The organism is Quadrisphaera sp. RL12-1S, assembly GCF_014270065.1.
Taxonomy (GTDB): domain Bacteria; phylum Actinomycetota; class Actinomycetes; order Actinomycetales; family Quadrisphaeraceae; genus Quadrisphaera.
On record NZ_JACNME010000004.1, the window covers coordinates 174,672 to 199,360 of the forward strand.

At 74.6% G+C, this 24,689-nt stretch carries 23 protein-coding genes and 4 tRNA genes; 18 read left to right on the forward strand and 9 right to left on the reverse strand.

What is annotated here, in order from left to right:
• The first annotated feature begins 50 nt into the window (after window positions 1-50).
• On the forward strand, window positions 51-1,205 hold the full coding sequence (locus H7K62_RS09365) for a phosphatase PAP2 family protein (RefSeq protein WP_186717682.1): 1,155 nt from the start codon (window positions 51-53) through the stop codon (window positions 1,203-1,205).
• A gap of 29 nt (window positions 1,206-1,234) precedes the next feature.
• On the opposite strand, the gene H7K62_RS09370 is transcribed toward H7K62_RS09365, so the two are convergent.
• Both H7K62_RS09370 and H7K62_RS09375 read right to left on the reverse strand, forming a co-directional pair.
• Window positions 1,235-1,699, reverse strand: coding sequence for a SufE family protein (locus H7K62_RS09370; RefSeq protein WP_186717683.1), 465 nt, complete (start codon window positions 1,697-1,699; stop codon window positions 1,235-1,237).
• On the reverse strand, window positions 1,696-2,607 hold the full coding sequence (locus H7K62_RS09375; RefSeq protein WP_186717684.1) for a sulfurtransferase: 912 nt from the start codon (window positions 2,605-2,607) through the stop codon (window positions 1,696-1,698). The genes H7K62_RS09370 and H7K62_RS09375 overlap by 4 nt, the downstream gene beginning before the upstream one ends.
• Before the next feature lie 137 nt (window positions 2,608-2,744).
• Here H7K62_RS09375 and zapE point away from each other — a divergent pair, with 137 nt between their 5' ends.
• Entirely contained in the window at window positions 2,745-3,839 is a 1,095-nt protein-coding gene (gene zapE, locus H7K62_RS09380) for a cell division protein ZapE (protein ID WP_370591689.1), read from the forward strand.
• 69 nt (window positions 3,840-3,908) lie between these two features.
• On the opposite strand, the gene treZ is transcribed toward zapE, so the two are convergent.
• The 4 genes from treZ to glgX form a co-directional block, all read right to left on the reverse strand.
• Entirely contained in the window at window positions 3,909-5,801 is a 1,893-nt protein-coding gene (gene treZ / locus H7K62_RS09385) for a malto-oligosyltrehalose trehalohydrolase (RefSeq protein ID WP_186717685.1), read from the reverse strand.
• A gap of 115 nt (window positions 5,802-5,916) precedes the next feature.
• Window positions 5,917-6,558, reverse strand: a complete 642-nt coding sequence (locus H7K62_RS09390; protein ID WP_255480023.1) for a peptide deformylase — start codon at window positions 6,556-6,558, stop codon at window positions 5,917-5,919.
• Window positions 6,559-6,560: 2 nt separating this feature from the next.
• On the reverse strand, window positions 6,561-9,182 hold the full coding sequence (gene treY / locus H7K62_RS09395) for a malto-oligosyltrehalose synthase (RefSeq protein WP_186717686.1): 2,622 nt from the start codon (window positions 9,180-9,182) through the stop codon (window positions 6,561-6,563).
• On the reverse strand, window positions 9,179-11,347 hold the full coding sequence (gene glgX, locus H7K62_RS09400) for a glycogen debranching protein GlgX (protein ID WP_186717687.1): 2,169 nt from the start codon (window positions 11,345-11,347) through the stop codon (window positions 9,179-9,181). The genes treY and glgX overlap by 4 nt, the downstream gene beginning before the upstream one ends.
• A 229-nt stretch (window positions 11,348-11,576) precedes the next feature.
• Between glgX and H7K62_RS09405 the strand changes: the two genes are divergently transcribed.
• The 3 genes from H7K62_RS09405 to H7K62_RS09415 all read left to right on the forward strand — a co-directional run bounded on the left by H7K62_RS09405 (window position 11,577) and on the right by H7K62_RS09415 (window position 11,858).
• A tRNA-Gly gene (locus tag H7K62_RS09405) sits at window positions 11,577-11,649 on the forward strand.
• Window positions 11,650-11,691: 42 nt separating this feature from the next.
• Window positions 11,692-11,762, forward strand: a tRNA-Cys gene (locus tag H7K62_RS09410).
• 21 nt (window positions 11,763-11,783) lie between these two features.
• Window positions 11,784-11,858 (forward strand) — tRNA-Val (locus H7K62_RS09415).
• 545 nt (window positions 11,859-12,403) lie between these two features.
• Here the strand turns inward: H7K62_RS09415 and H7K62_RS09420 are convergent.
• The gene (locus H7K62_RS09420; protein WP_186717688.1) at window positions 12,404-12,826 is read right to left on the reverse strand and encodes an SsgA family sporulation/cell division regulator; all 423 of its coding nucleotides are present in this window, start codon (window positions 12,824-12,826) and stop codon (window positions 12,404-12,406) included.
• A 135-nt stretch (window positions 12,827-12,961) separates the two neighbouring features.
• Here H7K62_RS09420 and H7K62_RS23750 point away from each other — a divergent pair, with 135 nt between their 5' ends.
• From H7K62_RS23750 to pdxS, 11 genes are all read left to right on the forward strand, one after another.
• Window positions 12,962-13,495, forward strand: coding sequence for a PGPGW domain-containing protein (locus tag H7K62_RS23750; RefSeq protein WP_222437328.1), 534 nt, complete (start codon window positions 12,962-12,964; stop codon window positions 13,493-13,495).
• 42 nt (window positions 13,496-13,537) lie between these two features.
• A tRNA-Val gene (locus H7K62_RS09430) sits at window positions 13,538-13,609 on the forward strand.
• Window positions 13,610-13,671: 62 nt separating this feature from the next.
• Window positions 13,672-14,331 carry an MOSC N-terminal beta barrel domain-containing protein gene (locus H7K62_RS09435; protein WP_186717689.1) on the forward strand — a complete coding sequence of 220 codons (660 nt, stop codon included), beginning with the start codon at window positions 13,672-13,674 and terminating at the stop codon, window positions 14,329-14,331.
• A 58-nt stretch (window positions 14,332-14,389) separates the two neighbouring features.
• Window positions 14,390-16,384, forward strand: coding sequence for a threonine--tRNA ligase (gene thrS / locus H7K62_RS09440; protein ID WP_186717690.1), 1,995 nt, complete (start codon window positions 14,390-14,392; stop codon window positions 16,382-16,384).
• Window positions 16,381-16,998, forward strand: a complete 618-nt coding sequence (locus tag H7K62_RS09445; protein WP_370591690.1) for an HIT family protein — start codon at window positions 16,381-16,383, stop codon at window positions 16,996-16,998. The genes thrS and H7K62_RS09445 overlap by 4 nt, the downstream gene beginning before the upstream one ends.
• Before the next feature lie 42 nt (window positions 16,999-17,040).
• A complete protein-coding gene (pgsA, locus tag H7K62_RS09450) occupies window positions 17,041-17,685 on the forward strand; it encodes a phosphatidylinositol phosphate synthase (protein WP_186717691.1) in 645 nt (214 codons plus the stop codon).
• Window positions 17,672-18,655, forward strand: a complete 984-nt coding sequence (locus tag H7K62_RS09455; protein ID WP_186717692.1) for a phosphatidylinositol mannoside acyltransferase — start codon at window positions 17,672-17,674, stop codon at window positions 18,653-18,655. The genes pgsA and H7K62_RS09455 overlap by 14 nt, the downstream gene beginning before the upstream one ends.
• A complete protein-coding gene (locus H7K62_RS09460; protein WP_186717693.1) occupies window positions 18,652-19,902 on the forward strand; it encodes a glycosyltransferase family 4 protein in 1,251 nt (416 codons plus the stop codon). Before H7K62_RS09455 ends, H7K62_RS09460 begins: the two co-directional genes overlap by 4 nt.
• Window positions 19,899-20,501 (forward strand): hypothetical protein, encoded by a 603-nt coding sequence (locus H7K62_RS09465; protein WP_222437329.1) that lies wholly within the window; start codon window positions 19,899-19,901, stop codon window positions 20,499-20,501. Before H7K62_RS09460 ends, H7K62_RS09465 begins: the two co-directional genes overlap by 4 nt.
• 12 nt (window positions 20,502-20,513) lie before the next feature.
• Entirely contained in the window at window positions 20,514-21,113 is a 600-nt protein-coding gene (locus H7K62_RS09470) for an NUDIX hydrolase (protein WP_186717694.1), read from the forward strand.
• A gap of 103 nt (window positions 21,114-21,216) precedes the next feature.
• Entirely contained in the window at window positions 21,217-22,128 is a 912-nt protein-coding gene (gene pdxS, locus H7K62_RS09475; RefSeq protein WP_186717695.1) for a pyridoxal 5'-phosphate synthase lyase subunit PdxS, read from the forward strand.
• 508 nt (window positions 22,129-22,636) lie between these two features.
• Here the strand turns inward: pdxS and H7K62_RS09480 are convergent.
• Together H7K62_RS09480 and H7K62_RS21550 are read right to left on the reverse strand one after the other, a co-directional pair.
• Entirely contained in the window at window positions 22,637-23,005 is a 369-nt protein-coding gene (locus H7K62_RS09480; RefSeq protein WP_186717696.1) for a hypothetical protein, read from the reverse strand.
• Window positions 23,005-23,688, reverse strand: coding sequence for a helix-turn-helix domain-containing protein (locus tag H7K62_RS21550; protein ID WP_255479951.1), 684 nt, complete (start codon window positions 23,686-23,688; stop codon window positions 23,005-23,007). Before H7K62_RS21550 ends, H7K62_RS09480 begins: the two co-directional genes overlap by 1 nt.
• A gap of 190 nt (window positions 23,689-23,878) precedes the next feature.
• Here H7K62_RS21550 and H7K62_RS09490 point away from each other — a divergent pair, with 190 nt between their 5' ends.
• Together H7K62_RS09490 and H7K62_RS09495 are read left to right on the forward strand one after the other, a co-directional pair.
• Entirely contained in the window at window positions 23,879-24,196 is a 318-nt protein-coding gene (locus tag H7K62_RS09490; protein ID WP_186717697.1) for a putative quinol monooxygenase, read from the forward strand.
• 10 nt (window positions 24,197-24,206) lie between these two features.
• Window positions 24,207-24,686, forward strand: coding sequence for a cupin domain-containing protein (locus tag H7K62_RS09495; RefSeq protein ID WP_186717698.1), 480 nt, complete (start codon window positions 24,207-24,209; stop codon window positions 24,684-24,686).
• Window positions 24,687-24,689: the final 3 nt, after the last annotated feature.

Sequence of the window (24,689 nt, forward strand, 5' to 3'; positions counted from 1 at the left end):
GACCGGTCCGTGGACGCGCGGAGACCGCAGGCTGGGCCATGATGGCCCGCATGGCTCTCGGTACCACGCCCGGCGAGTCCGCGCCGGCCGTCGCCACCGTCGAGGTCCCGAACCGCCGCCACCGCCACCGGGTCCTCCTGCTGGCCGTCGGCACCGCCGCCCTGACCGGCGGTCTGGCGGTCGTCGGGTCGGTCGCCCTCGGCATCCCCCTGCGCGACCCGGACGGCTTCCTCGGCCCCGGCTGGGTGCGCATGCCCGCCATCGTGGCCGCCTGCCTGCTGGTCGACGTGCTGCCGCGCGCCGCCTGGCGCCTGCGCGCCCACACCGACCTGCGCTCCGCGCGCGGCCTGGCCCGGTCCGTGCGCGACGTCGCCGCGGCGCGGTGGCCGTGGCGGCGCCTGGTGCCGGTGCTCGTCGCGGTGGCGAGCTTCTACACCACCTACGTGGGCTACCGGAACCTCAAGAACTACCTGCCGTTCATCCACGAGGGCTCCCAGGACCTCGCCCTCGTGGCCAGCGACCGGCTGCTGGCGTTCGGCAACAACCCCGCCGAGGTGCTCCACGCCGTGCTCGGCACGGGCTTCTCCGCGCACGTGCTGTCGTTCGTGTACATGGGCTACCTGATCTTCGTGCCGGTCTCGGTGGCCGTGGCGCTGATCTTCTGGAAGCACCTCTCGCACGGGCTCTGGTACGTCACCGCGCTGTGCCTGAACTGGGCCCTGGGCGCCGCCAGCTACTACCTCATCCCGGCGTCGGGCCCGTTCTACGCGCTCCCGTGGGACTTCACCGACCTCACCCGCACCGACGTCACCGGCCTGCAGGCCGCGCTGGTGCGCAACCGCTCGATCGTCCGGGCGGACCCGGACGTGTCGGGCACCGTCTCCGGCATCGCCGCGTTCGCGTCGCTGCACGTCTCGGTGGTCTTCACCGCCGCCCTCATCGTGCAGCTCATCCGCATGCCCGCCCTGGCGCGCCGCCTCATGTGGACCTACTTCGTGCTGACGGTGCTCGCCACCATCTACTTCGGCTGGCACTACATCGTCGACGACCTCGCCGGCGTCGCCATCGGCGGCATCGCCGTGTGGGCCGGCGCGTGGGCCACCGGCAACCTCAAGGACCCCAGCAGGCGCCCTGAGGACGAGGACGACGTCGCGGGCAGCGCGGACCTCGTCGAGGCGCGTCGGCGCAGCGCGGCGGTCTCCTGACCGCACCCGCGCCCCGTGAGGCGGGCCGGTCAGGCGGACGCGCTCTCGCGCACCTGCCGCTTGATCCGCCCGAGCATGCCGGCCATGCCGCGCAGCCGCAGGGGGCTCACGGCCCGGGCCAGGCCCAGGCGGTCGCTGACGTCGTCGGGGACGGCGAGCAGCTCCGCCGCCGGCAGCCCGTCCAGGCCCTCCACGAGGATCCCGGCGAAGCCGCGCGTGGTGGGAGCCTCCCGCGGCGCGGTCGCGAAGACCCGCACCGCGCGCTGCAGCGGCGGCGTGGCGCCGTCGCCGTCGTCGAGCTCGGTGATGACGAACACCGGCGACTGGCACTCCGGCACCGGCTCGAGCAGCTCGGGGTGCTCGGCGTAGCGCGCGGGCAGCTCGGGCAGGCCCTCGCTGAACTCCAGCAGCAGCTGCAGCCGCTCCCGCTCGGTGACGGCGGCGAAGTCGTCGACGACGTCGGCCAGCTTGTCCGGCAGGTCCTCAGCGGTCACGGCTTCTCGCCGGTGGCGATGGGCACGCGCACCGCGTTGCCCCACTCGGTCCAGGAGCCGTCGTAGTTCTTGACGTCGTCGAAGCCGAGCAGGTGGTGCAGCACGAACCAGGTGTGGCTGGAGCGCTCCCCGATGCGGCAGTACGCGATGGTCGCGCGGCCGGCGTCCAGCCCCTTCTCCTGCGCGTAGACGGCCTCCAGCTCGGCGCGGGGCTTGAAGCCGCCGTCCTCGGCCACGGCGCGCGCCCACGGCACGGACTGGGCGCCCGGGATGTGGCCGCCGCGCAGCGCGCCCTCGTCCGGGTAGGCCGGCATGTGGGTGCGGGCGCCCGAGTACTCCTCGGGGGAGCGGACGTCCACCAGCTGCGGGCGCTCGGTGCCCAGGAACGCCAGCACGTCGTCCTTGTAGGCGCGGATGCGGGAGTCGTCCCGCTCCACCGCCGGGTACTCGACCGGGGTGACCTCCGGGGCGTCGCGGGTGTACTCGCGGCCCTCGGCCTCCCACTTCGCCCGGCCGCCGTCGAGCAGGCGCACGTCCTCGTGGCCGAACAGGCTGAACACCCACAGGGCGTACGCGGCCCACCAGTTGTTCTTGTCGCCGTAGACCACCACGGTGGTGTCCCGGGTGATGCCGCGCTCGCCCAGGAGCCGCGCGAAGGTCTCGCCGTCCACGTAGTCGCGGGTGACGGGGTCGTTGAGGTCGGTGTGCCAGTCGAGCTTGACCGCGCCGGGGATGTGGCCGGTCTCGTAGAGCAGCACGTCCTCGTCGCTCTCCACCACCACGAGGCCCGGCTCGCCGAGGTGCTCGGCCAGCCACGCGGTGCTCACGAGGCGCTCGGGGTGGGCGTACTCCGCGAAGCGGGGCGAGGGGTCCGGGGCGATCCGCGGCGTCGTCGTCTCAGCAGCCATGCTGCGAGATTAGGTCACGACCTCGTGCCCCAACCACCCAGGACGCCCTTGCAGGACGGCTGTGACCTGCGGCTCACCGCGGCCCCGACCGGTGGCCGCGGGCGGCGGGGCGCCTCCGCTCCGCCTAGGCTCGGCCGGTGCCTGACGCGACCGCGCTCGACGCGGTGGAGACCACCGACGCCGTGCCCTCCCTCGTCCAGCGAGACCCGCGCCCCAGCCCGCAGCGGCTCCTGGACGACCTCGTGCCGCCGCCGCACTTCGCGGCCGCGAGCTTCGACAGCTACCGCCCCGACCCCTCCCAGCCCACGCAGGCCGAGGCCGTGGAGGCGCTGCGGGACCGGGCGGAGCGCTGGAGCGGCGGGAAGGGCTCGAAAGGCGGCCGCGGCGGCCTGGCGCGGCTGTTCAGCCGGGGCGGAGGTGAGGCGCCCAAGGAGGGCATCTACCTCGACGGCGGCTTCGGCGTGGGCAAGACCCACCTGCTGACCTCGCTCTTCCACGCCGTCAACAGCCCGTCGGCTCCTGCCGCGTACGGCACGTTCGTGGAGTACACCAACCTCGCCGGCGCCCTGGGGTTCCGCCAGGCCGTGGAGGCGCTGTCGGCCAAGCGCCTGGTCTGCATCGACGAGTTCGAGCTGGACGACCCGGGCGACACCGTCCTCATGAGCCGCCTGCTGCGCGAGCTGTCCGACGCGGGCACGGCGCTGGCGGCCACGTCCAACACGCTCCCCGACGCGCTGGGGGAGGGCCGGTTCGCCGCGGAGGACTTCCTGCGGGAGATCCAGGCGGTCGCCTCCCGCTTCGACGTCCACCGGGTCGACGGCGAGGACTACCGCCACCGCGGCCTGCCCGCTCCGCCGGAGCCCGCCACGGACGCCGAGGTGCGCGAGCGCGCCTCTCAGCGGCTGGCGCGCGGGGAGGGTGTGGTGCTGGACTCCTTCGACGCCCTGCTGGCGCACCTGGCCACCGTGCACCCCAGCCGCTACGGCGCCCTGCTGGACGGGGTCAGCGCCGTCTGCTGGACCGGGGTGCGGCCGGTGTCCGACCAGAGCGTCGCGCTGCGGCTGGTGGTGCTGGGCGACCGCATGTACGACCGCGACCTGCCGCTGGTCGCCTCCGGCGCCCCGCTCGACCAGCTCTTCCCGGACGAGCTCATGAACGGCGGCTACCGCAAGAAGTACGCCCGCGCCGTCTCCCGCCTCACCGCCCTGGCCCGGGAGGGCTCTGCGTCCTGACCCGGAACCGCACGGGAAGCCCATGATCACGGTCAGCCCCGGCCGTGATCATGGACTTCCCGTGCACTTTCAGCGGAGGCGGACGACGGCGCTGGCCCGGGCGGGCAGCCGCACCGCGGTGCCGGACGGACCCGCGGTGACGTCGGTTTCCTCGGCGTCCCAGGCGAGGACCACCTCGGCGCGCGCGTCGTCGTCGTCCAGAGCGCCGGCCAGCGGGACCACCTGCTCGTGGGCGGCGAGGTTCGCCACCAGCGCCAGGGAGCCGCGCCGGGCCACCAGCCAGGGGCTGCCGCCCTCGCGCAGCTCGGCGTCACCGCTGGTGGCGGTGCGGACGGCGCGCAGGTCGTCACCGGCGAGGTCGGGCTCGGAGCGGCGCAGTGCGAGGAGGTCGCGCGTCCAGGCGAGGTGCCTCGCCCCGCGCGCCGAGGTCGGCTCGTCCCAGTCGAGCTTCGAGCCCGTGAAGGTCGACTCCTCCTGCGGGTCGGGCACCTCCTCGGTGTCCCAGCCGTGGGAGGCGAACTCCTCCGCACGTCCCTTGCTCACCAGGGCGCCGAGCTCGGCGTCGTGGTCGGTGAAGAACATCCACGGCGTGGTGGCACCCCACTCCTCGCCCATGAAGATCATGGGCGTGAAGGCGCTGGTGAGGACCACGGCCTGGGCCGTGGCGAGCGCGGCGTCGTCCAGGGACGCCGAGAGCCGGTCGCCGGTGGCCCGGTTGCCGGTCTGGTCGTGCGTGGTGGTGTACGCGACGAACGCGTGACCGCCGAAGCGCGCGGTGTCCACCGGCGCGCCCCAGGTCTTGCCGCGGAACGGGCTGTACGTGCCCGCGTGGTGGAACACCCGCTCCAGCACGCCGCCGAGCACCTCGAGGCTGGCGAAGTCCTTGTAGTAGCCGCCGCGCTCACCAGTCATCACCGAGCGCAGGGCGTGGTGGACGTCGTCGGCCCACTGCGCCTGCATCCCCCGGGCGCCCAGGCCGGTGCCGGTCGACTGGCCGAGCGGCGTGACCATCCCGGTGTCGTTGAGGTCGCTCTCCGCGATGAGCGTCAGCGGCCGCCCGAGCTGCTGCGACAGGGCGGCTGTCTCGCGGGCCAGCTGGGCCAGCACGTGCTCGTCGGAGGTGTCGACGAGGGCGTGGACGGCGTCCAGGCGCAGCGCGTCCACGTGGAAGTCGCGGAACCACCGCAGGGCGTTGTCGACGACGAAGCGCCGCACCCCGTCGGCGCCCGGCTGGTCGAGGTTGACCGCCGCGCCCCACGGCGTGTGGTGCTCCTCGGTGAAGTACGGCCCGAACTCCCCGAGGTAGTTCCCCGCCGGTCCCAGGTGGTTGTAGACGCAGTCGAGCGCCACGCCCAGGCCCGCCTGGTGGGCGGCGTCGACGAAGCGCTGCAGCGCCGCAGGCCCGCCGTAGGCGTCGTGCACCGCGTAGAGGTCCACGCCGTCGTAGCCCCAGCCCCGCCGCCCCGGGAAGGCGGCCACCGGCAGCAGCTCGACGACGTCGACGCCGAGGGCGGTCAGGTGGCCCAGCTTCGCGATGGCCGCCTCGAGGGTGCCCTCGGGCGTGAAGGTGCCGACGTGCATCTCGTAGACCACGGCGCCGCGGGCGTCGCGGCCCGTCCACGCGCCGTCGCCCCAGGCGTGGGCGCCGGGGTCGAAGACGCGGCTGGGGCCGTGCACGTCGTGCGGCTGGTGCGCGCTGCGCGGGTCGGGGCGGGGGTCGCCGCCGTCCACGCGGTAGGCGTAGTCGGTGCCGTCACCGGCCTCGTCGACGTCGAGGGCCCACCAGCCGGGGGCCGGGTCGTCGGTGCGCTGCATCGGCAGCGTCTTGACACCGGAGGAGAGGTGGACGTCGATCTCGACGCGGTCAGCAGAGGGCGCCCAGACGGCGAAGCGGTGCACGCGACCACCCAACCGGTGATCATGGGCCTCCGCCACCCGGCCCACGCCGGCTCCCGCCCCCATGATCATGAGTATCCGGAACACCCCGGGTGGATCCGGTCCACTCCTGGAACGGCTCAGGGTGGCCCTGGTCCGGTCCTGTCGGACCAGGGCCACCCTGAGCCGAAGCGGAGCAGGGTCAGACGCGGCCCGTCCAGGACAGCGAGGCCAGGTCCGCCTTGTCGATGTAGAGGCCGCCGCCGAGGTGGTCGATCTCGTGCTGCATGATCCGCGCCGACCAGCCGTGGAAGACGTCGTCGAAGGCGCGCCCGGTCTCGTCCTGCCCGACCACGCGCACCGAGCGGAAGCGCGCCACCTCGGCCTCGTAGCCGACCACCGACAGGCAGCCCTCCTCGAAGACCACCCGCTCGGCGGCCTCGACGTCCAGCGCCTCGCCGGAGGCGTCCACCGGCGAGTACGACGGGTTGACGATCACGCGGAACGGCAGGTCGGTGCGCTCGCGCGGGTCGTCGTCGTCGTCCCCGGAGTCCTCGACGACGGCGAGGGCCAGGCCCAGCCCGACCTGCGGCGCGGCCAGCCCCACGCCGGGCGCGGCGTGCATGGACACCTTCATCGCCTCGACGAGGTCGGCCATGAGCTCGGGGGAGAGCTCGCCGTCGTAGGGCTGGGCCACCTCGCGCAGCACCGGGTGGCCGGCCTGCACGATGGGCAGCGGCTGCGCTCCGCGCAGCAGCTTGCCCACCGCCTTGCGCAGGTCCTTGCTGCTCATCGGGCGGCGGATGGCGTCCACCGCACTGGTGGGGCTCGACTGCTGGGCCATGCTCACGGCGCAGCATCCTCCACCACGGCGCCGGCGGCGGCGGCAGCCACCTCGCTGGTGCCCTCGCGGACGAGCAGCGCGACGGGCATGGCCGAGAGCAGCCGTGCCAGGGGCACGGCGCCGCCGTCGTGCAGGGCGCCGGTGAGCAGGTCGCGCCAGCCGTCCCCGGCCTCCGGGAGCACCACGGTGTGCTGCCCCCAGCCGCCGAGGCGCTCCAGGGAGGCGGCCAGGCGCGTGGCCACGACCACCACCTGCGGCGACCCGCCGTCGAGCGCCCCGGAGCCGCGCCCGAAGGCGACGGCGTTGCCGGTGGAGGTGGCCACCGCGGTGTAGGTGGCGCCGTCGCCGACGAACCACTCCGGGTGCTCGCGGCGCAGCCGCAGCGCCCGCGAGGTGACGAGCAGCTTCTCGTCGGACAGGTCGCTGGGCCGCGCGCCGGAGTCGAGCCGCGTCAGCCGGGTGCGGCGGTCGGCGTAGTCGACGGGGCGGCGGTTGTCGGGGTCCACCAGCGACAGCGAGACCACCTCGGTGCCCTGGTAGACGTCGGGCACGCCCGGCATCGTCAGCTGCACGAGCTTCTGCCCGAGCACGCCGACCCGCACCGGCCCGGCGATGCGCTGCGAGAACGCCTGCACGGCGTCCAGCACCGCGGTGTCGCCCAGGACGCCCACGGCGAACGACCGCACGGCCTCCTCGTAGGCCTCGTCGGGGTTCGTCCACGTCGTGTGGAGCTTGGCCTCGCGGATCGCCTTCTCGAGGTAGCCCAGGAGGCGCTCCCCGCTGATCGGCCCGCCCGGCTTCCCGTCGCGCAGGCCCGAGCCCCACGTGCCCAGCAGCGTCTGCCAGATGAGGTGCTCGGTCTGCCCGTCCAGCTCCTGGCGCCGGTGCTCGGCGGCCAGGCGCCGCCAGTGCCGCAGCGCCTCGGCGAACTCCAGCGGCAGCTCCGAGAGCACGGCCAGGCGCGCCCGCACGTCCTCGTCGCGCTTGGTGTCGTGCGTGGTCAGCGTGGTCATCGCCACCGGCCAGTCGCGCACCTGCTGGGCGCAGTAGGCGTGGAACTCCTCCGGCGCCACACCCACGCGGTCGGGGTCGCCGCCCACCTCGTTGAGCCCGGCCAGGCGGAACCAGCGGTAGAACGCCGTGTCCTCCACGCCCTTCGCCATGACGGGCCCGCAGGTCTGCTGGAAGCGCACCACGAGCTCGGCGCGGTCGGCGTCGGCCAGCCTCCCGGCGCTGCCGACCTCACGGCCCAGCAGCAGGTCGACGACGACGGCGAGGGTGTCCCACCGCTCCTCGGGCAGGTGCTCGCGCGCCTGCTCCGCGGCCTCCTCGAGCACCCGCTGCGCCTCGGCCGGGGCGGGCTCACCCGGCACCACGTACGCGCGGTACCGCGGGAAGGCCACCAGCAGCTCCACCACGCACTCGCGCAGGGCGCGCTCGGTGTGGTCGCGCAGGCGCACGTCCGCCGCGACGATCTGCACCAGCAGCTGGACGAGGCGGTGGACCTCGGCGTACAGGCCCGCCTCGACCACCTCGCGCTTTGCGGCGGCGACGACGGCGGGGAAGCCGGTCGCCTCGCCCGTGACCTCCGCCAGCAGCGCCGACAGCGGACCGGCGCCGGCCGGGTCCACGAACAGCCCTCCCACGCGCAGCAGCGCGTCGTAGCCGGTGGTGCCGGCCACGGGCCAGTCGTCGGGGAGCGCCTCGGCACCCTCGAGGATCTTCTCGACCACCACCCACGCCCCGCCGGAGCGCTCGGCGAGGCGCCGCACGTACCCGCGCGGGTCGGCGAGGCCGTCCGGGTGGTCGATGCGCAGGCCCTCGAGCTCACCGGAGGCGAGCAGCTCGAGCAGCAGCTCGTGGCTGGCGTCGAAGACCTCGGGGTCCTCGACGCGGATGGCGGCGAGGGTGTCGACGTCGAAGAAGCGGCGGTAGTTGAGCTCTTCGTCGGCCACGCGCCAGTGGGCCAGGCGGTACCACTGCCGGTCCACCAGCTCGGCCAGCGGCAGCGTCTCGGTGCCGGGGCGCACCGGGAAGACGTGGTCGTAGTAGCGCAGCAGCGGCTCGGGGCCGCTGGTGTCGAGCTCCAGCTCGCCGGAGCCCAGCACCTGGCCGATGCGCGAGCCGAGGACGGGCATGAGGATCGCGTGGCCCGACGTCCACCAGTCCACGTCGAACCACCGCGCGTACGGCGAGTCCGGACCGTCGCGCAGCACGGACCACAGGGCGCGGTTGAGCCGCGCCGGCGTCGGCACCGCCATGTGGTTGGGGACGACGTCGGCCACCGCGGCCAGGCCCTTGCTGCGCAGGCGCTTCACGAGCACGTCGAGGGCCTCGCGGCCGCCCGCCTCGGGGTTGACGCGGCTGTGGTCCACGACGTCGTAGCCGTGCGCCGAGCCCGGCGTGGGCTCGAGCAGCGGCGACAGGTACGCGTGGGAGACGCCCAGGGCGTCGAGGTGGTCGACGACGGCGGTGGCGTCGTCGTACCCGAACTCCGGGCGGATCTGCAGCCGGTACGTGGAGACGGGGACGGGCTTGCCCGGCGCGGGACGGTGCTGCGCGGCGGAGCCGCCCTGACCGCCCTGCTGGCCGGTCTGCTGGCCGGTCTGCTGGGGCTCGCTCACAGCGCCTCCACCGAGGGACGGGTCACCACGAGCAGGCTGCGGCCCGCCACGGTGACCTCGGAGCCGGCCGTGAACGGCCCGGCGGCCTCCGCGGCGGCCAGCGCCCTGGCCACCGGCACCACGGGCGGCGGGGTCTCGGGCGGTGAGGCGGTGTCCACCACCACCCGCCACTCGTGGCCGTACTCCGCCGGCGGCAGCGTGAACACGACGTCCTCGTGGGAGGCGTTGAACATGATGTAGAAGCTGTCGTCCACGATCTGCTCGCCGCGGGGGTCCGGCTCGGGGATCGCCCAGCCGTTGAGGAAGACGCCGAGGGACCGGGCGTACCCCGTGGACCAGTCGCTGTGCGTCATGTGGACGCCGGCGGGGGTGAACCACGCGATGTCGCCCAGGGCGCTCTCGCCGCCGTGCTGGGCGTCCCCGGCGAAGAACCGCCGGCGGCGGAACACCGGGTGGCTCATCCGCACCGAGATGACCTGCTGGGTGAAGCGCAGCAGGTCGCGCTGCTCGTCGGAGAGGTTCCAGTCCACCCACGAGGTGCGGTTGTCCTGGCAGTACGTGTTGTTGTTGCCCTTCTGCGTCCGCCCCAGCTCGTCGCCGTGCAGGATCATCGGCACGCCCTGGGACAGCAGCAGGGTGGCCAGCATGTTGCGGTGCTGCCGGCCTCGGAGGGTGTTGACCTCCTTGTCCTTGGTCTCGCCCTCCACACCGCAGTTCCACGACCGGTTGTGGCTCTCGCCGTCCCGACCGCCCTCGCCGTTCGCCTCGTTGTGCTTGTCGTTGTAGGAGACGAGGTCGCGCATGGTGAAGCCGTCGTGCGCGGTGACGAAGTTGATGGACGCGATCGGCTTGCGACCGTTGTGCTCGTACAGGTCGGAGGAGCCGGAGATGCGGCTGGCGAACTCGGCCAGCGCGCTCGGCTCGCCGCGCCAGAAGTCGCGGACGGTGTCGCGGTACTTGCCGTTCCACTCCGTCCACAGCGGGGGGAACCCGCCCACCTGGTAGCCGCCGTCGCCGACGTCCCAGGGCTCGGCGATGAGCTTGACCTGGGAGACCACCGGGTCCTGCTGGATGAGGTCGAAGAACGCCGAGAGCCGGTCCACCTCGTGGAACTGGCGGGCCAGGGTGCTCGCCAGGTCGAAGCGGAAGCCGTCGACGTGCATGTCGTTCACCCAGTACCGCAGCGAGTCCATGATCAGCTGCAGCACGTGGGGGGAGCGCATGAGCAGCGAGTTCCCCGTGCCGGTGGTGTCGTAGTAGTGCGCCTTGTCGGAGTCGACCAGGCGGTAGTAGGCCGCGTTGTCGATGCCGCGGAACGCCAGCGTCGGGCCCATGTGGTTGCCCTCGGCCGTGTGGTTGTAGACGACGTCGAGGATCACCTCGATGCCCGCCTGGTGCAGCGTGCGCACCATCGACTTGAACTCCATCACCTGCTGGCCGCGGGTGCCGGTGGAGGAGTAGGCGTTGTGCGGGGCGAAGAACCCGATCGTGTTGTAGCCCCAGTAGTTGGTCATGCCCTTCTCCTGCAGGTGGGTGTCCTGCACGAACTGGTGGACGGGCATGAGCTCGATGGCGGTGACGCCGAGGTCGGTCAGGTGCTCGACCATCGCGGGGTGGCCGATGCCGGCGTAGGTGCCGCGGATCTCCTCCGGCAGGCCGGGGTGGGTCATCGTCAGGCCCTTGACGTGGGCCTCGTAGATGACCGTCTCGTGGTAGTCGCGCCGCGGCGGCCGGTCGGTGCCCCAGTCGAAGTAGGGGTTGACGACGACGGAGAGCATCGTGTGGCGGGCGCTGTCGGCCGTGTTCCGGCGCGAGGGGTCCTTGAAGGAGTAGCTGAACAGCGACTCGTGCCCGTCCACCTGGCCGTCGATGGCCTTCGCGTAGGGGTCGAGCAGCAGCTTGCTGGGGTTGCACCGGTGCCCGGCCGCCGGGTCGTAAGGGCCGTGAACGCGGTAGCCGTACCGCTGCCCGGGCTGCACCCGCGGCAGGTAGGCGTGCCACACGAAGCCGTCGACCTCGGGCAGGTCGAGGCGGGTCTCGCGCCCCCGCTCGTCCACGAGGCAGAGCTCCACGCGCGAGGCGACCTCCGAGAAGAGCGCGAAGTTGGTCCCCGCGCCGTCGAAGGTGGCCCCCAGCGGGTAGGGGCGTCCTGGCCAGACCTGCATGGCGTCCTCTCGCGGGCATCCGTGGTGCGCGTCACCGCACGGGGCGGCGGGCTCGGCTCATCCTGGCCGAGCGTCGGCCGGCGCGCCTCGCGGGAGGTCGCGATCGTGGCTGCCCGGTGACGTCCCGGTGACCGGCCGGGGACGTCACGGCGCGCTGCGGAGGGGGGCGGTTCGACGCAGCCCCCCGGCGTGAAGTAATGTTCTTCTCGTTCGGCCGTGAGGTCGATACGCGGACGTGGCTCAGTTGGTAGAGCATCACCTTGCCAAGGTGAGGGTCGCGGGTTCGAATCCCGTCGTCCGCTCGGAGGGCACCGCTCGAGGTAGCTCGGACTCGGATGCCCCTCGGTGGAGTGGCCGAGAGGCGAGGCAACGGCCTGCAAAGCCGTGTACACGGGTTCGAATCCCGTCTCCACCTCACGCGGGTCCTGACCCGCACGGGCGATTGGCGCAGTGGTAGCGCGCTTCCTTGACACGGAAGAGGTCACTGGTTCGAACCCAGTATCGCCCACCAGATCAGACCCCGGCTCCTCACGGACCGGGGTCTTCGTGCGTCTTGGGCCCGCCGGCCCCGCCCGCGGGTGACCTGGGTCTGTTGCGGATGCTGCTGCGCAGGAGTTGGGCCCGCCCGCGAGTGACCTGGGTCAGTTGCGGATGAGTCGGCGCTGGGGCGAGGCCCGCGGGTGACCTGGGTCAGTTGCGGATGAGTCGGCGCGGGAGACGGGCCTGCCCGCGGGTGACCTGGGTCGGTTGCGGATGCATCGGCGCGGGAGGCGGGCCTTCCCGCGAGTGACCTCGGACAGTCGCGGATGCGTCGGCGCTGGGGCGAGGCCCGCGGGTGACCTGGGTCAGTCGCGGACGCGTCGGCAGGGGCACGTCACCGCAGGCCACGGCCGGGCGCTGAGGCTCGCCGCGCCGTCGCGCTCGACGCCCCCGCGCCCGTCGACCCTGCGCGGGGTGCCCCGCGCACGCCCCGTCCACAGGACGCAGATGTGAGGAGGGCGCCACCCCGTCATCGGGGTGGCGCCCTCCTCGTCCGAGCGGGAGCTGGGTCTCGGGCTAGACAGCGCGGCCCAGGAGCTCGGCGAGCTCGTCGTCGACGTGGACGTGGCGGCTCTCGGCCCCTGCGGGCACGAGGGCGTGGGTGCGGTCGAGGAAGTCGCGCAGGTCGGCCGCATCGGCCTCCAGCACGGCGTGGCCGTCCGGGGAGCTGAGGGAGACCAGCACGACCTCGGTGCCGTCCACCTCACCGGGCCACACCTGGACGTCGCCCTCGCCGGTGGGGCGGCGCAGGCCCTCGCGCAGCAGGTCGCGGGCGAAGACCCACTCGATGGACCCGCCGTCACCCCGGAACGAGGCGGTCACGGCGAACGGGTCGTGCACGCCGTAGCCGAACTCCACGGAGACCGGCACCTTGCCCGACTCGGGGACGACGAGGCGCAGCTCGACCTCGGCGTCGACGTGAGCGGAGCCCTTGGGCACGGTGGTCCTCCCCGGTGAGCGGCGGCCGGAGCCGGCGGTGCCGACCCCAGCGGGTCGGACACCATCGATGTTCCCCCGCCCGGGGCGGATCAAACACCCCCGGGCGGCGTGTCGTACGAGACGTACCCTAGGCGGGTGCAGCCCGCGCCGCCGGTCCCTCCGGCACCCGACGACGCCGAGACCGCCGCTCCGGTGCGTCCCGCCGCAGGTCGGAAGCGCACCAGGGCCTCACGGGGCGGTCCGGGGTCGACCCGCCAGGAGCGCCGTGACCGGTGGGAGTGGCGCGCCAGGGTCCGCGCGGACCCCCGCAAGCACCGCGTCTACCGCGTGGTGGTCGCCTGCGTGGGCGTCTTCCTCATCCTCCTGGGCGCCGCGACCGGCTGGCTGCCCGGACCGGGCGGCATCCCGCTGGTCCTCGCCGGCCTGGCCGTGCTCGCGAGCGAGTTCGCCTGGGCGCACCGCCTCCTCAAGCGCGCCCGCCTGCTCGTCCACCGGTTCACGCGCTGGGCGGGCCGGCAACCGCTGTGGCTGCGGCTCACCGGGTCCGGGGTGGCCCTCGCCGGCGCCGTGGGCGGTGCGTGGCTGTTCCTCGTGGTGCTGGGGCCGCCGTCGGTGCTGCCCGCGGGAGCCGTGGCCCTGCTCGACAGGGTGCCCGGCGTCGACCCCTGACGAGGGAGCCCCCGGAGGACCTGTAGTGTGTTCTCCGCACCCGGGCGATTGGCTCAGCGGTAGAGCGCCTCGTTCACACCGAGGAGGTCACTGGTTCGATCCCAGTATCGCCCACCGGGTCCGACGGGCCGTCCCTGACAGGGGCGGCCCGTCGGTGCTTTCCAGGGGGTCTGCCCATGAGCTCGTCGGTCGAGCGCGGCGTCGTCGTCGGGCGGGTCTCGCTACTGCGCCGGTTCCCGCTGCGCTCCGCTGACGGTGACCTCCCCGAGCGCGTGGCGGTGGACGCGGCCGGCCTCGCCCACGACCGGCGCTGGCAGCTGGTGGACGCCAGCGGTTCGCCCCTGCGGGCTCGTGACCTGCCGGAGCTCGCGGCGCTCACCGCGTCGGTCGACGACGACGACGCGCTGCGCGTCCGGCCGACCTCCGCCGGCACCGCGGCCCCGCCCCTCGCGGCGGGCTGGCCGGAGCGCCTGGCCGGTCGTGGCGCGCGGCTGCAGGACTCCCGCGCGGCAGGCGCCGGGCACGCGGGACCCCACCGCGCCGGCGCCGCCGTGCACCTCGTGGCCGACGGCGCCGCCGACGCCCCGGACGCGCCCGCGGGCTGCGACCCGGGGGAGCGGGCCAACGTCGTCCTCGACCTCGACCCCGCCGTCGCCCACCCCGGGGACGAGCGCGGCTGGGCGGGGCGCCGGCTGCGGCTGGGGGAGCCGGGCGGCCGGCCCGGCCCGCTGCTGCTCGTCACCCGCACCCCGACGCGCTGCCTGGGGGTCTACGCCGACGTGCTCGAGCCGGGCCCGCTGGGCCTGGGCGCCGTCGTCGTCCTCCTGGACCGCTGACCGCACGGCGCACCGGGGGCCCAGCGGGCGCGGGGGCCCGCGCCGTAGAGTCACCGCCGTGTCTGAGCCTGGTGTCCTGCGCGTGGTGGTCGACGGTGCCGAGCGCGAGGTCGCGACGGGCACCACGGCCGCCGAGCTGTACGAGGGGCGCCGCGACGTGGTCGTGGCGCGCATCGGTGGCGACCTGAAGGACCTGACCACCGAGCTGGCCGACGGCGACGTGGTGGAGGCGGTCGAGGTCAGCAGCCCGGACGGGCTCGACGTGCTCCGCCACTCCTGCGCCCACGTGCTCGCCCAGGCCGTGCAGTCGCTGCACCCGCAGGCGAAGCTCGGCATCGGGCCGCCGGTGCGCGACGGCTTCTACTACGACTTCGACGTCGACGTCCCCTTCACCCCCGAGGACCTCAAGGCCCTCGAGAAGGAGATGCAGCGCATCGTCAAGGAGGGCCAGACCTTCCGCCGCCGCGTGGTGACCGACGAGGAGGCCCGCGCGGAGCTCGCCGCCGAGCCGTACAAGCTGGAGCTCATCGGCCTCAAGGGCGGTACCGGCAGCCCCGAGGACGGTGACGAGGTGGCCGAGGGCGCCTCGGTCGAGGTGGGCGCTGGCGAGCTCACCATCTACGACAACGTCAGGCGCAGCGGCGAGGTCGCCTGGAAGGACCTGTGCCGCGGTCCCCACGTGCCGAGCACCCGCCTCCTGGCCAACGGCTGGCAGCTGACCCGCACCGCCGCCGCCTACTGGCGCGGTGACCAGGCGAACCAGCAGCTGCAGCGCGTGTACGGCACCGCGTGGCCGTCCAAGGACGAGCTGCGCGCCCACCTGGAGCGCCTGGCCGAGGCCGAGCGGCGCGACCACCGCCGCCTCGGTGCCGAGCTCGACCTGTTCTCCTTCCCCGACGAGATCGGCTCCGGCCTGGCGGTGTTCCACCCGCGCGGCGGCGTCGTCAAGCGGGAGATGGAGGACTACGTCCGCCGGCGGCACGTGGAGGAGGGCTTCGACTACGTCGGCACGCCCCACATCTCCAAGCAGCACCTCTTCGAGACCTCGGGCCACCTGCCGTACTACGCCGACACGATGTTCCCGCCGATGGAGCTCGAGAACGCGCAGTACTACCTCAAGGCCATGAACTGCCCGATGCACAACCTGATCTTCAGGTCGCGCGGGCGCTCCTACCGCGAGCTGCCGCTGCGCTTCTTCGAGTTCGGGTCGGTGTACCGCTACGAGAAGTCCGGCGTCGTGCACGGCCTGACCCGCGTGCGCGGCCTCACCCAGGACGACTCCCACAGCTACTGCACCCCCGAGCAGGCGCCGGCGGAGGTCGAGAAGCTCCTCGGCTTCGTGCTGGGGCTGCTCAAGGACTTCGGGCTGGACGACTACTACCTGGAGCTGTCCACCCGCGGCACCGGTGACAAGTTCATCGGCTCCGACTCCGAGTGGGAGCAGGCCACCGAGGTGCTGCGCGGCTGCGCCGAGCGCACCGGCCTGGAGCTGGTCCCCGACCCGGGCGGCGCCGCCTTCTACGGCCCCAAGATCTCCGTGCAGGCGCGCGACGCCATCGGCCGCACCTGGCAGATGTCGACCATCCAGTACGACTTCAACCAGCCGGCCCGCTTCGGGCTGGAGTTCACCGCCGCCGACGGCTCCCACCAGCAGCCGGTGATGATCCACTCCGCCAAGTTCGGCTCCCTGGAGCGGTTCTTCGGCGTGCTGGTCGAGCACTACGCCGGCGCCTTCCCCCCGTGGCTCGCGCCCGTGCAGGTGGTCGGGGTGCCGGTCGCGGAGGACTTCGCGCCGCACCTGCACGACGTGGTCCGCCAGCTCAAGGCGCAGGGGATCCGCGCCGAGGTGGATGACTCCGACGACCGCATGCAGAAGAAGATCCGCACCCACTCCAAGGCGAAGGTGCCGTTCGTGCTCATCGCGGGCGGCGACGACGTCGAGGCTGGCGCGGTCTCCTTCCGCTACCGCGACGGCCGGCAGGACAACGCCGTCCCGGTGGCGGAGGCCGTCGAGCGGATCGTCGAGGCGGTCCGCACCCGGGTCCAGGTGTGAGCGAGCCGTCCGCCGCACCGTTCGACCCGGCCGGCGCGGAGGACCCGAGCGGGTTCGCACGCGAGGCCGACGGCTTCGAGCGCCTCTGGACGCCCCACCGCATGGCCTACATCGGCGGGGAGAACAAGCCGCCGAGCGCAGCCGCCGGGGAGGGCTGCCCGTTCTGCCGGGCGCCGTCGCTGGACGACGACGACGCCCTCGTGGTCGCCCGCGGCGAGCTGTGCTTCGTGGTGCTCAACCTCTACCCGTACAACCCGGGGCACCTCATGGTCTGCCCCTACCGGCACGTGGCCGGCTACGTGGACCTCACGCTGGAGGAGACCGCGGAGGTGGCCGCGCTCACGCAGAGCGCGCTGCGGGTGCTGACGCGCGCCAGCAACCCCTCCGGGTTCAACCTGGGCGTCAACCAGGGCCAGGCGGGCGGGGCCGGCATCGCCGCGCACCTGCACCAGCACGTGGTGCCCCGCTGGACCGGGGACGCCAACTTCCTGCCGGTGGTCGGGCGCACCAAGGCGCTGCCGGAGCTGCTCGCCGACACCCGGGACAAGCTCGCCGCGGCGTGGGCCTCCTCCGGTGAGCCCGGCAGCACGTCCGGCCCATCGGCCGGGACGTGAACCAGGCCTGGCGCGGCTGAGCCCGCTAGCCTGCGTGACGAGATGCTCAACCGCTACGCCCGGGCCTGGCTGGCGCGCGTCCTGACGCCGCTGGCCGCCTTCCTGCTGCGCCGAGGCGTCAGCCCCGACGCGGTCACGGTGGCCGGCACCCTCGGCGTGGTGGTGTCCGCGCTGGTGGCCTACCCGCAGGGACAGCTGTTCTGGGGCACGATCGCGATCACGTGCTTCGTCTTCTCCGACGCCGTCGACGGCACGATGGCGCGGATGTCGGGGCGCACGAGCGCCTGGGGCGGCTTCCTCGACTCCACCCTGGACAGGTTCGGCGACGCCGCCGTCTTCGGGGGCCTGGTCCTGTACGCCACCGGCGCCGGCGCCGACACCCCGTGGGCGCGGGGCCTGGCGGTGCTGGCGCTGGCCAACCTGGCCCTGGGCTTCGTCGTCTCCTACGCCCGCGCCCGCGCGGAGGCGGCGGGTGCGCGGGCTGACGTCGGCATCGCCGAGCGCAGCGAGCGGCTCGTGGCCACGCTGGTGGTGACGGCCTTCGTGGGGCTGGGCCTCCCGCAGACCGTGCTCGTGGTGGTGCTGGCGCTGCTCGCGGCGGCCAGCTGCGTCACCATCGGGCAGCGCCTGTCGCTGGTGCGCCGCCAGCTGCTGCCGGGGGACGAGCCCGCCCGTGCCCGCACCTGAGCGGGCCGCTCGCAGCACCGCGCAGCGAGCAGCCGCGCTCGGCTACCGCGCCGCGTTCGCCGTCGTCCCCCGCCTGCCGGAGGTCCTGGTGCGCGCGGCGGCGTCGCTGGGCGCCGACCTCGCCGTCCGCCGCCGGGGTGCGGGCGTGCGCCGGCTGGAGGCCAACCTCGGCGCGGCCACCGGCGCGACCGGTGCCGCGCTGCACCGCCTGGTCCGCGACGGGATGCGCTCCTACGCCCGCTACTGGGCCGACGCCTTCCGGCTGCACGTGTGGACGCCGCAGCAGCTGCGCACCCGCACGCGGGTGGAGGGCGAGGGCCTGGCCGAGCTCGTGGCGGCGCTGGAGGGCGGCCGCGGCGCCGTCGGCTTCCTGGGGCACAGCGGCTCGTGGGACCAGGTCGGCGCCTGGGCGGCCGCCGCGTGGGACCCCCCGGTGGTCACCGTGGCCGAGCGCCTCGAGCCGGAGGAGGTCTTCGAGGCCTTCCTCTCCTTCCGCGAGCGGCTGGGCCTGACCGTGCTGGCGGTGGCCCCCGGCGGCGGGGGCGGCACCAGCTTCGCCTCGCTCGTGCGCGCGCTGCGCGGCGGCGCGTTCGTGCCGCTGCTGGCCGACCGCGACCTGTCCGGTGGCGGGGTGCCCGTCACGCTGCTGGGGCACCCGTCCCGGGCGGCGGGCGGTCCCGCCGCGCTCGCCCTGACGACCGGCGCGCCGCTGTTCCCGGTCTCGGTGCACTACGAGCCCGCCCCGTCCGGGCGCAGCCCGTGGCGCTCCTGGACCGCGGTCGCCGTCGTCCACCCCCGCGTGACCGCCCCCGAGGGGCTGGTCGCGGGGGCTGGGCAGCGGCCTGACCGCAAGGCCCAGACGGCCGCCATGACGCAGGCGTGCGTGGACGTGCTCGGTGCCGCAGTGCGGGAGCACCCCGCCGACTGGCACATGCTCCAGCAGGCGTTCACCGGGCAGGTGGCGCCGTGAGGGTCGGCCTGGTCTGCCCGTACTCCTTCGACGTGCCCGGAGGGGTGCAGGCGCACGTCGCCGACCTCGCCGAGGTCCTCCTCGCCGAGGGCCACGCCGTGTCCGTGCTGGCCCCGGTCTCAGCGCCCGCGCCCGACCCGGCCGGCGGCGAGCCCGACGCCCTGCCGACGTGGCTGGTCTCCTCCGGCGGCGCCGTCCCGGTCTCCTACAACGGGTCCGTCGCCCGGGTGAGCTTCGGCCCCGTCGTGGGGCTGCGCGTGCGCCGCTGGCTCGCCGAGGGCGCCTTCGACGTGGTCCACCTGCACGAGCCGGTCACCCCGAGCATCGCCCTCATCGCCATGCTCGCCGCCGAGGCGCCGCTGGTCGCCACCTTCCACACCGCCTCGCTGCGCTCGCGGGCGCTGCAGGCCGCCCTGCCGCTGGTGCGGCCCGGTCTGGAGAAGCTCTCGGCCAGGATCGCCGTCAGCGAGGACGCCCGCCGCCGCGTGGTGGAGCACCTCGGCGGGGACGCCGTGGTCGTCCCCAACGGCGTGCACGTGGACCGCTACGCCGGCGCCGCCGTCCGCGAGGAGTGGCGGGGGCGGCCGGGGGCGCCGGTGCTGCTGTTCCTCGGGCGGTTCGAGGAGCCCCGCAAGGGCTTCGGGGTGCTCGCCGAGGCGCTCCCCGCCCTGCGCGCCGCGCACCCCGGGCTGCGCGTGCTCGTCGCCGGGCGCGGAGACCCCCGCGCGGCCCGCGCGCTGGCCGGGGACCACGCCGACTGCCTCGAGCTGCTGGGCTCGGTCAGCGAGGCCGACAAGGCCTCCCTGCTCGCCTCGGCGGACGCGTACGTGGCCCCGCAGACGGCGGGGGAGAGCTTCGGCATCGTGCTGGTGGAGGCCATGAGCGCCGGCACGCCCGTGCTGGCCAGCGACCTGCCCGCCTTCTCCCGCGTGCTGGACGGCGGCGCCCTGGGCGTCCTGGTGCCCGTCGGGGACCCGGCGGCGCTGGCGGCCGCCGCCTCGGCGCTGCTCGACGACGACGCGCGCCGCCGCCGCCTCGCCGCGGACGCCGCGCGCGCCGTCCGCCGCTACGACTGGTCGGTGGTGGCCCACCGCGTGCTCACCGTCTACGAGACCGTGCTCAGCGGCGTGCACGGCGGTGACGCCGCGCTCGGCGGACCCGGTGGCGACCCCGCCGCCGGGCGCCTGCTGTCCCAGTGGCGCGACACCGGCTCCGCCGCGACCCCGGCGGGGGAGCTGCTCGCGTGAACGACCACGCGTTCTTCGTGCCGGCCGTGGTGCTGGCCGTCGTCGTCGTCCTCGGGGGTCTGGCCTGGTGGCTGACGGCGCGCGCCGCACGCCTGGACCGCATGCACGTGCGCGTGGAGACCACCCGCGCCGCCCTGGACGCCGCCCTGCTGCGCCGCGCCGCCGCCACGGAGGCGCTGGCGGCCAGCGGAGCCCTCGACCCGGCCAGCGCGCTGCTGCTCGCCTCTGCGGCGGCCGAGGCGACGGCACCGCTGGAGGAGCTGGAGCGCGAGGTGGTGGAGTCCGACCTCACCCGAGCGCTGCGCGCCGTGCTGACGCCCGGCGCCGTGCAGGTGCTGCACGACCGGCGCGAGGCGCTGGTGGAGGAGCTCCTCGCCGACCTGGCCACCGCCTGCGAGCGGGTGGTGCTGGCCCGGCGGTTCGCCAACGACGCCGTGGTGGCCGCTCGCCGCACCCGCGGGCGCCGGGTGGAGCGGTGGGCGCACCTGGCCGGCCGGGCACCCCTGCCGCGCACGTTCGACGTCGACGACGAGCCGCCCGGGCTGGCCCCCCGCAGCGCCGGCCGACCCCCGGCGCCGGGGGTGCGGCGGGCGGGCTGACAGGCTGGCGACGTGGTGGGGAGCGCGTCTGGGGACGGGGCCGGGAGCGGGGCCGAGGCGGTCGACGAGTGGGTGCTCGGCGCGGACGGGCTGTGGTTCCGGCGCGGGGCGCGCGTGCTCCTCGTGGACCCCTCAGACGGCGATGGCGACGGCGACGGCGGCCCGCGGCTGCTGCTGGTGCGCGGCCACGACGCGGACCAGCCCGAGCGGTCGTGGTGGTTCACGGTGGGTGGCGGCATCGGTCCCCGGGAGGACCCGCGCGCCGCGGCGGCGCGCGAGCTGCGCGAGGAGACCGGGCTGGACCTGCCGGCCGAGCAGCTCGTGGGACCGGTGGGGGAGCGCAGCGCCGTCTTCGACTTCCTGGCCCGCACGTGCCGGCAGGACGAGGTCTTCTTCCTCGCCGTGGTGCCCGGCGCCCGGGCGCGCGGGGTCTCCACGGCCGGGTGGACCGAGCTCGAGGGCGACGTGCTCGACGAGCTGCGCTGGTGGTCCCTGCCCGAGCTCGCGGCGGCGCAGGCGGCCGGCGCCACCGTCTACCCGCAGGCCCTCGTGGACCTCGTGCGGGAGCTGCTGGGCGGCTGGGACGGTGTGCTGCGCCACATCGGCGACTGACGCCCGCGCGGAGCCCCTGCTCAGCGGACCCGTGCTGGTCAGTGCTGGTCAGTGCTGGTCAGGCGGTGCGTGAGGCCCGCGGCGCCGCCGTACCATGGGCGGCATGTCCGAGTCCTCCACCTCCGCCTCGACGCCCCAGGTCGGCACCTCGCGCGTGAAGCGCGGCATGGCCGAGATGCTCAAGGGCGGCGTCATCATGGACGTCGTCACCGCTGAGCAGGCGCGCATCGCCGAGGACGCCGGCGCGGTGGCCGTCATGGCCCTGGAGCGCGTCCCCGCCGACATCCGCGCGCAGGGCGGCGTGGCCCGCATGAGCGACCCCGACCTCATCGACGCCATCCAGGCCGAGGTCTCCATCCCCGTCATGGCGAAGGCCCGCATCGGCCACTTCGTCGAGGCGCAGGTGCTGCAGAGCCTGGGCGTCGACTACGTCGACGAGTCCGAGGTCCTCACCCCGGCCGACTACGCGCACCACATCGACAAGTGGCAGTTCACGGTGCCCTTCGTCTGCGGCGCCACCAACCTCGGCGAGGCCCTGCGGCGCATCACCGAGGGCGCGGCGATGATCCGCTCCAAGGGCGAGGCCGGCACCGGTGACGTCTCCAACGCCACCACCCACATGCGCACCATCCGCGCGGAGATCGCCCGGCTCACCTCGCTGAGCAAGGACGAGCTGTACGTCGCCGCCAAGGAGCTGCAGGCCCCCTACGACCTCGTCGTCGAGGTCGCCGAGGCCGGGCGCCTGCCCGTCGTGCTCTTCACCGCGGGCGGCATCGCCACCCCGGCGGACGCGGCGATGATGATGCAGCTCGGCGCCGACGGCGTGTTCGTGGGCTCCGGCATCTTCAAGTCCGGCAACCCGCAGCAGCGCGCCGAGGCGATCGTGCAGGCCACCACCTTCCACGACGACCCCGACGTCATCGCCAAGGTCTCCCGCGGCCTGGGCGAGGCCATGGTCGGCCTCAACGTCGAGGCGATCCCGGAGCCGCACCGCCTGGCGCAGCGCGGCTGGTGAGCTGACAGCTCGCCGCACCAGCGGCGAGCGACCGACGACGGCCGGCGTCCCCTCCGGGGGCCGCCGGCCGTCGTCGTCCTGCGGTGGCTGCTCGGCGGTGCGCGCCGGCTCGCCGTCCCCCCGTCCGCAGCTGACCGCGGTCACCTGCGGATGCGTCCGCCCAGGGGCGGTCCCCGGAACTGACCTGGGTCACCTCTGGTCTGGTCGTCCGCGGCCGACCGCGGTCACGTGCGGACGCGTCCGCCCAGGAACTACCCGCTGCACCTGACCGCGGTCACCTGCGGATGCATCCGTCCAGGGGCGGTCCCCCGGAACTGACCTGGGTCACTTCTGGTCTGGTCGTCCGCGGCTGACCGCGGTCACCTGCGGATGCGTCCGCCCTGGGAGGGTCCGCCGGAACCGACCTCGGTCACTTCCGGATCGGCCCGGGGCCACCGTCGAGACCGCGTCACGGCCCCGGGCCACCGGTGACGGGCCCGCGGCTGCAGGTCGGCACCGAGCCGGCGCCTCAGCGCTGGCTCAGCGCCCGGTTGACGTCGTCGACGGCGGCGCGGGGGTCCGGGACCTCCACCACCGCCCGGGCGAAGCCCGCCGTGTCCGCCCCCGGCTCCAGCTGGACGACGACGGTCCGCCGCCCCGAGTGCACGGCGTAGAGCGTCTTGTCCCCGCCGCGGTGGAAGGTGCCCACGGCAGCCACGCCCGGCAGGTGCAGCCCCGGGGCGCGGACGCCCTTGGGCTCGGCGGCGGCGCCGGGGTCGGCGGTCGCCCCGCGCACCGCCGACAGCGGCACCACCAGGCGCCGCCGGAGCGACCACAGGGCGTCCAGGCCCGTGAGCCGGACCTCCAGCTGTCCGTCGCTGACCCTGATGCGTGCCATCACGTCCTCCTCGTCGCAGGTGGGGCCGGGGTCGGGCCGGCGGGGACCGGTGCAGCCGCGTCCGCGTCGGGGAGACCGTCCTCGAGGCGGGCTCGCTCCAGCAGACGCCGCCCGAGGACCGTGGCGGCGGCCGGGCCGAGCGCGCCGCAGGCCTCGCGGACGAGGTCTCGGACCTCGTCGTCGTGGGGTGCCAGCTCGAGTGCGGCCACCAGCAGCAGGTCGAGCGCACCCGTGCTGCTCCCGCCACCGGGGAACCGCTCGAGCGCGTCGTCGAGCTGGTGCTCGGGGACGAGGACGGCGCGCGGGCTCGCCTGCTGGGCGGGACCGACCACCCCGCGGCGCTCCAGGGCGTCCATGAGGCCCTCCGCTTCCGCGAAGCCCACCCCGAGCACGCGCTGCAGCATCGAGGTCGAGCCGAACTGCGTGGCGATCACGCGCTCGGCAGCCGCGCGCAGCTGCTCGTCGTCGTCGTCGGTGCGCTCGCGGGGGGCGGAGGCGTGGCGGGCCAGGGCGGCGAGGAAGAGGCCGCGCTTGCTCCCGAAGGCGCCGTAGAGGCTGCCGCGGTGCAGTCCGGTGGCGCCGACGAGGTCGTCCACCGAGGTCGCCGCGTACCCGAGGTCGGTGAAGCACCGCGCGGCGGCGTCCACGACGACGCCCTCCTCGAAGCTCCTGGGGCGGGCCATGGGCCCATCCTCGTACATGGATGAACGGTCAGTCAATAACGCGTCCGACACCGTCCGGACCAGCGCCCTGCCGGAGGTCGCGCTCGTGCTCGCGTCTCGGTCTGAGACGCGACCTTCCCCGCGGGTGCGGCGGGGTGCCAGCGTGCGAGCGCGCCCGGGGCGGACCCGGGCACCTCAGCGAGGAGGCCCCATGACCACCCCCACCGACGAGCGCCGCGACCTGCTGACCGTGGTGGCCACCATGCGCGCCCGCGCCGGCAAGGAGCAGGAGCTGCGCGAGGCCCTCGAGGCGCTGGTGGAGCCGACCACCGGCGAGGCCGGCTGCGTCAACTACGACCTCCACCAGAACCTCGAGGACCCGGGGGAGTTCGCCTTCTACGAGAACTGGGAGAGCCCCGACCAGCTCGACGCCCACCTGGCGGCGCCCCACCTGGTCGCGTTCGTCGACAGGATCCCCGACCTGCTCGACGGCCCGCTGGTCGTGCGCCGCATGCGCCGGATCGCCTGAGGCACGCCGCGTGAGCGACGACCACGGGCACAGCTACACCCCTGAGCAGGGCCTGCACGGCGGGCGGTCGGTGAGCGCGGACGTCGACGTCTCGGTGGTCACCCCCGACCAGCGCGACGCCGGCACCGCGCAGACCGCCGGCGGGCTCCACCGCTGGGCCGCGGTGAGCGAGGCCATGAACGGCGCCAGCTTCTGGATGGGCTTCGCCGTGCTCGACCCCGGGGGCCAGACCGGCGTGCACCACCACGGCGAGGCCGAGACCGCGATCTACATCCTCAAGGGCACCACTCGCTGGTGGGTGGGGGACCGGCTCGACGAGCCGCGCGAGGCCCGGGCCGGTGACTTCGTGCACATCCCGGCGGGCGTCGTGCACTGGGAGCAGAACGCCAGCGACACCGAGCCGGTGGAGATGGTGGTGGTGCGCAGCACGCAGGAGGCCGTGGTGGTGAACCTCCACGACCACCCGCACGCGCCGGACCACGCCCGCTGACCG

Coding starts and splice junctions, on each gene's coding strand:
- H7K62_RS09390 (WP_255480023.1), bottom strand. CDS start 6,558: ATGGCCCAGCAGTCGAGCCCCACCAGTGCGGTGGACGCCATCCGCCGC.
- H7K62_RS21550 (WP_255479951.1), bottom strand. CDS start 23,688: ATGGCCCGCCCCAGGAGCTTCGAGGAGGGCGTCGTCGTGGACGCCGCC.
- glgX (WP_186717687.1), bottom strand. CDS start 11,347: ATGCAGGTCTGGCCAGGACGCCCCTACCCGCTGGGGGCCACCTTCGAC.
- pgsA (WP_186717691.1), top strand. CDS start 17,041: ATGCTCAACCGCTACGCCCGGGCCTGGCTGGCGCGCGTCCTGACGCCG.
- H7K62_RS09375 (WP_186717684.1), bottom strand. CDS start 2,607: ATGGCTGCTGAGACGACGACGCCGCGGATCGCCCCGGACCCCTCGCCC.
- pdxS (WP_186717695.1), top strand. CDS start 21,217: ATGTCCGAGTCCTCCACCTCCGCCTCGACGCCCCAGGTCGGCACCTCG.
- H7K62_RS09490 (WP_186717697.1), top strand. CDS start 23,879: ATGACCACCCCCACCGACGAGCGCCGCGACCTGCTGACCGTGGTGGCC.
- H7K62_RS09435 (WP_186717689.1), top strand. CDS start 13,672: ATGAGCTCGTCGGTCGAGCGCGGCGTCGTCGTCGGGCGGGTCTCGCTA.
- H7K62_RS09480 (WP_186717696.1), bottom strand. CDS start 23,005: ATGGCACGCATCAGGGTCAGCGACGGACAGCTGGAGGTCCGGCTCACG.
- H7K62_RS09365 (WP_186717682.1), top strand. CDS start 51: ATGGCTCTCGGTACCACGCCCGGCGAGTCCGCGCCGGCCGTCGCCACC.
- treZ (WP_186717685.1), bottom strand. CDS start 5,801: ATGGGGGCGGGAGCCGGCGTGGGCCGGGTGGCGGAGGCCCATGATCAC.